This is a genomic window from Pedobacter sp., from assembly GCF_035317785.1.
Classification (GTDB): Bacteria; Bacteroidota; Bacteroidia; order Sphingobacteriales; family Sphingobacteriaceae; genus Pedobacter.
Genome location: NZ_DATHGC010000040.1, coordinates 1 through 3,363 on the forward strand (window position 1 = coordinate 1; position 3,363 = coordinate 3,363).

Genomic DNA, 3,363 nt, shown 5'->3' on the forward strand with positions numbered 1-3,363 from the left:
TGGTTGACCCGATATAAAATTTGTTTTTTGCAGCAGAATATATGATATAGCAATAGTACATAATGAAAAAAGACCACCTGTTGAGGTGGTCTTTTGTGGGAGATACTGGGTTCGAACCAGTGACCCCCTGCTTGTAAGGCAGGTGCTCTGAACCAGCTGAGCTAATCTCCCGTTTGGGCTGAAGGTTTACTTAGTTGATCCAGTGACCCTCCCGATGCAAAATCGGGATGCTCTGAACCAGCTGAGCTAATCTCCCCAAGGTTCTATTCTTTTTGTTTTGAAACAGCAGAATAAACTGTTTTTGTTGTGGGAGATACTGGGTTCGAACCAGTGACCCCCTGCTTGTAAGGCAGGTGCTCTGAACCAGCTGAGCTAATCTCCCCAAGGTTCTGCCCTTTTTTATCTAGCTAAGCATGCTACACCCCGATTGTTAGGGAGTGCAAATATACACCTCTAATTTAAAACTCCAAAACTTTTATAAGATTTTAAGAAAGCACTTCTTCCAATACCTGGTGCGACCGGATATCTCCAAAAGATGCGGTATGTAAAGTGTAGAAAATCAGTATTTTATCTAGTATGAACCTTCTGGTTTTGTTGTCAAGCTTTATTTCATGAATTTTTTCAAACGGCGAAGTAAACAATGAAATAAAGAGTAAAGCATCTTCTTTGCTTAGAAAATTCGGATGTGAGGGCGTTCTTGATTTGAATTCCCCTTCCTGCAGATCAAAGTAATTGTCATCACTTTTAGTGATCGTACTGGGTGCGAATCCGAGGAACCTAGAAAGTTTTAACAGAAAGGCGAGGTGGAAGTTGACATTCGCAGGGCCGCATTCGTCAAACCAGCACATTGCGTTAAAAATGAAATCAAATAAATGTTCGTCAGTTGTTTGCTGCCTGATACTCTTGTAGAGTACCTCATTTAAAAACTGGGTCACTGTACTCTTGACAATATTGTAGGGGATGGTGCTATAAACGGGTGCCGGCCGCAGTTCTGAAACCCGCTGAATGCCTGTGTTGTGTTTGTGATAGGCGACCATGTCGACCAGGTGAAGCGGCTGGAGCATGTTCATGCTGATCTTTGCCCTCGGTTTTTTGACTCCGTTGATCATATAGGACTGGATGCCAAATTTCTCGGTGAAAATCTGGACCACAACACTGCTTTCGCTGTATAGGGTGGTTTTTAAAATGATGCCACGGGTTTTATGCAGCATACATTAAGATTTTAGGTATGAAGATGATCAGGCCAATGACGAATGCGGTGATGGCGCTTACCAACACAGCAGCGGAAGCAACATCTTTGACGATTTTGGCTTTTGGGTGGATCTCCGGTGATACGAGGTCTACCAGCACTTCGATTGCAGTATTGAAAAGCTCGGCAGTAATCACTATGCCCCCTGCTGCGGAGATCCAAAGCCAGTCGTTCAGGCTTAGTTCAAAGAACCAGCCTGCCAGGATAACCAATAACAGGGCTATGAGGTGAAACCTGAAATTCCATTCCATTTTAAAAGCATAAGCAATGCCCGAAAAGGAATACCCAAAACTTTTAAGGAATTTGTTCATATGGCCCCGGTAGTTGATAGATTATAGCTGCAAAGTACGTCATGCTTTTTTACATATCCAATTGTTTGTAAGGAAGCTTTACCTTTGGGTAATTTTTTAAGTCCATGTCAGCAGAAAAAGCCTCCCTTCATCCCAGGAACAAACACCGGTCGAGATACGATTTTCCGGAACTCATCAATAGTTATCCCGAGCTTGCCCCTTATGTATTTAACAATGCTTACGGCGATCTTTCTGTTGATTTTTCCAACCCCGATTCCGTTAAGGCACTGAACAAGGCCCTGTTGAAGCACTTCTACGCTATCGATCACTGGGATATTCCGGAAGGCTATCTTTGTCCGCCAATACCGGGGCGGTCGGACTATATTCATTATATCGCAGATCTTTTGTCGGCAGATAACGATGGAGTCATTCCAAAAGGCCGGCAGGTAAAAGGCCTGGACATTGGTACAGGCGCCAACTGTATCTATCCGATCATCGGCCATCAGGAGTATGGCTGGAGTTTTACAGGTTCGGAAATTGACCAGTATGCGATAAAGGCAGCGAAAGCCATCTGCGCAGCCAATCCGGCGTTGTCCGCTGATGTCATTTTAAAGCATCAGCCCAATAAGCAGCACATTTTTAAAGGGGTCGTCAATCCGGGTGAGCTGTATGATTTCAGCCTATGCAACCCGCCTTTTCATGCTTCTGCTGAAGAGGCCCGGTCAGGCAACCAGCGAAAAGTGCAGAACCTGAGCAGGGACAAACACAAAACAGCTGCACTTAATTTCGGAGGAAAAGATGCGGAACTCTGGTATGAAGGAGGCGAGGCGGCCTTTATCCGGAACATGATTATGGAAAGCAAAGACATCGGCCAGCAGTGCCTGTGGTTCAGCAGCCTGGTTTCCAAAAGCAGCAACCTGCCCTTCATCTATCACATGCTGGAAGCGCTACGGCCGGCAGAAATCCGGACAATAGAGATGGTACAAGGACAAAAGATCAGCCGTTTCGTGGCCTGGACGTTTACAGAGCAGCAGGCACGCCGGGAATGGGCGGCAAAAAGATGGGCTAAAAAGAAAGCCTAGATCATATCTGAGAAATATTATTCCAGTAACAGAGGCTCGTCGTCATCTGTGAGGCTCAGCTGGATGCTGTCGGTTCCGGCGATCCCTTCAATGGAACCACGGATATGTGCCGCATTGAGCATGACCTTTTCCAGCTGTTTTTCCCTGGCCTTCCAAAGCTTTTCCATGGCATCGCGCTCCCTTTGTATAGACAGCTTCATGCTCATAAAACCCTCCCTGATTGCCTTCCACTGTTCTGAGAACTCCGTGCTGGTTAGGTAATCATAGAGCATGTGCATTTTGTCGCCGCGGTTCTCCTGGGATTTTGCGGCTCCGTACAATTTGAGGATTCCGTCCCTGAGAATATAAGAAACTGCCTTTACCTCATCAAAGGAGCAGATCCATACCCCATCTTTTTCACCAAAGCAGTCCATTCCTTTGGGATAACATTGCGTCACGATGACCGCAACATCAACTCCCATACTCCGCATGTCTTTTTTCAGTTTCTCTATCCATTCCATAGAGAAATCTTTGGTGCGTTTGCTTTCGTAAATGATCTTGCCGCATTCCTGTCCGAATTGGTTCCGCACCAGGTGTACGCAATCTGCACCCCTCACGCCCTTGCCCACCTCAGTGATCAGGTCAAAAGGAAAAGCATTTCTAAGCAGCTCCTCCAGAATCAGCTCCTGTACCTCTCCCTGCAATTGCATGGAGCCCTGCTCAGCCTTGCGTTTCATTTCTTCCGCCAGTTTTTTCTGATCGT

At 46.1% G+C, this 3,363-nt stretch carries 4 protein-coding genes and 2 tRNA genes; 1 reads left to right on the forward strand and 5 read right to left on the reverse strand.

Going from position 1 to position 3,363, the window contains the following annotated elements:
* Positions 1 to 96: 96 nt before the first annotated feature.
* The 4 genes from VK541_RS02820 to VK541_RS02835 form a co-directional block, all read right to left on the reverse strand.
* Positions 97 to 171 (reverse strand) — tRNA-Val (locus tag VK541_RS02820).
* A 136-nt stretch (positions 172 to 307) separates the two neighbouring features.
* Positions 308 to 382: transfer RNA gene (locus VK541_RS02825), tRNA-Val, on the reverse strand.
* A 103-nt stretch (positions 383 to 485) separates the two neighbouring features.
* Positions 486 to 1,211: a DNA repair protein RecO gene (gene recO / locus VK541_RS02830; protein WP_324366724.1), complete on the reverse strand. Its 726-nt coding sequence runs from the start codon at positions 1,209 to 1,211 to the stop codon at positions 486 to 488.
* On the reverse strand, positions 1,201 to 1,560 hold the full coding sequence (locus VK541_RS02835) for a diacylglycerol kinase family protein (protein WP_324366726.1): 360 nt from the start codon (positions 1,558 to 1,560) through the stop codon (positions 1,201 to 1,203). The genes recO and VK541_RS02835 overlap by 11 nt, the downstream gene beginning before the upstream one ends.
* A gap of 104 nt (positions 1,561 to 1,664) precedes the next feature.
* Between VK541_RS02835 and rlmF the strand changes: the two genes are divergently transcribed.
* On the forward strand, positions 1,665 to 2,621 hold the full coding sequence (rlmF, locus tag VK541_RS02840) for a 23S rRNA (adenine(1618)-N(6))-methyltransferase RlmF (RefSeq protein ID WP_324366728.1): 957 nt from the start codon (positions 1,665 to 1,667) through the stop codon (positions 2,619 to 2,621).
* A 17-nt stretch (positions 2,622 to 2,638) separates the two neighbouring features.
* Here rlmF and VK541_RS02845 read toward each other — a convergent pair.
* Positions 2,639 to 3,363: DUF2130 domain-containing protein (locus VK541_RS02845; RefSeq protein ID WP_324366730.1), on the reverse strand; the 725-nt coding region annotated here is incomplete at its 5' end.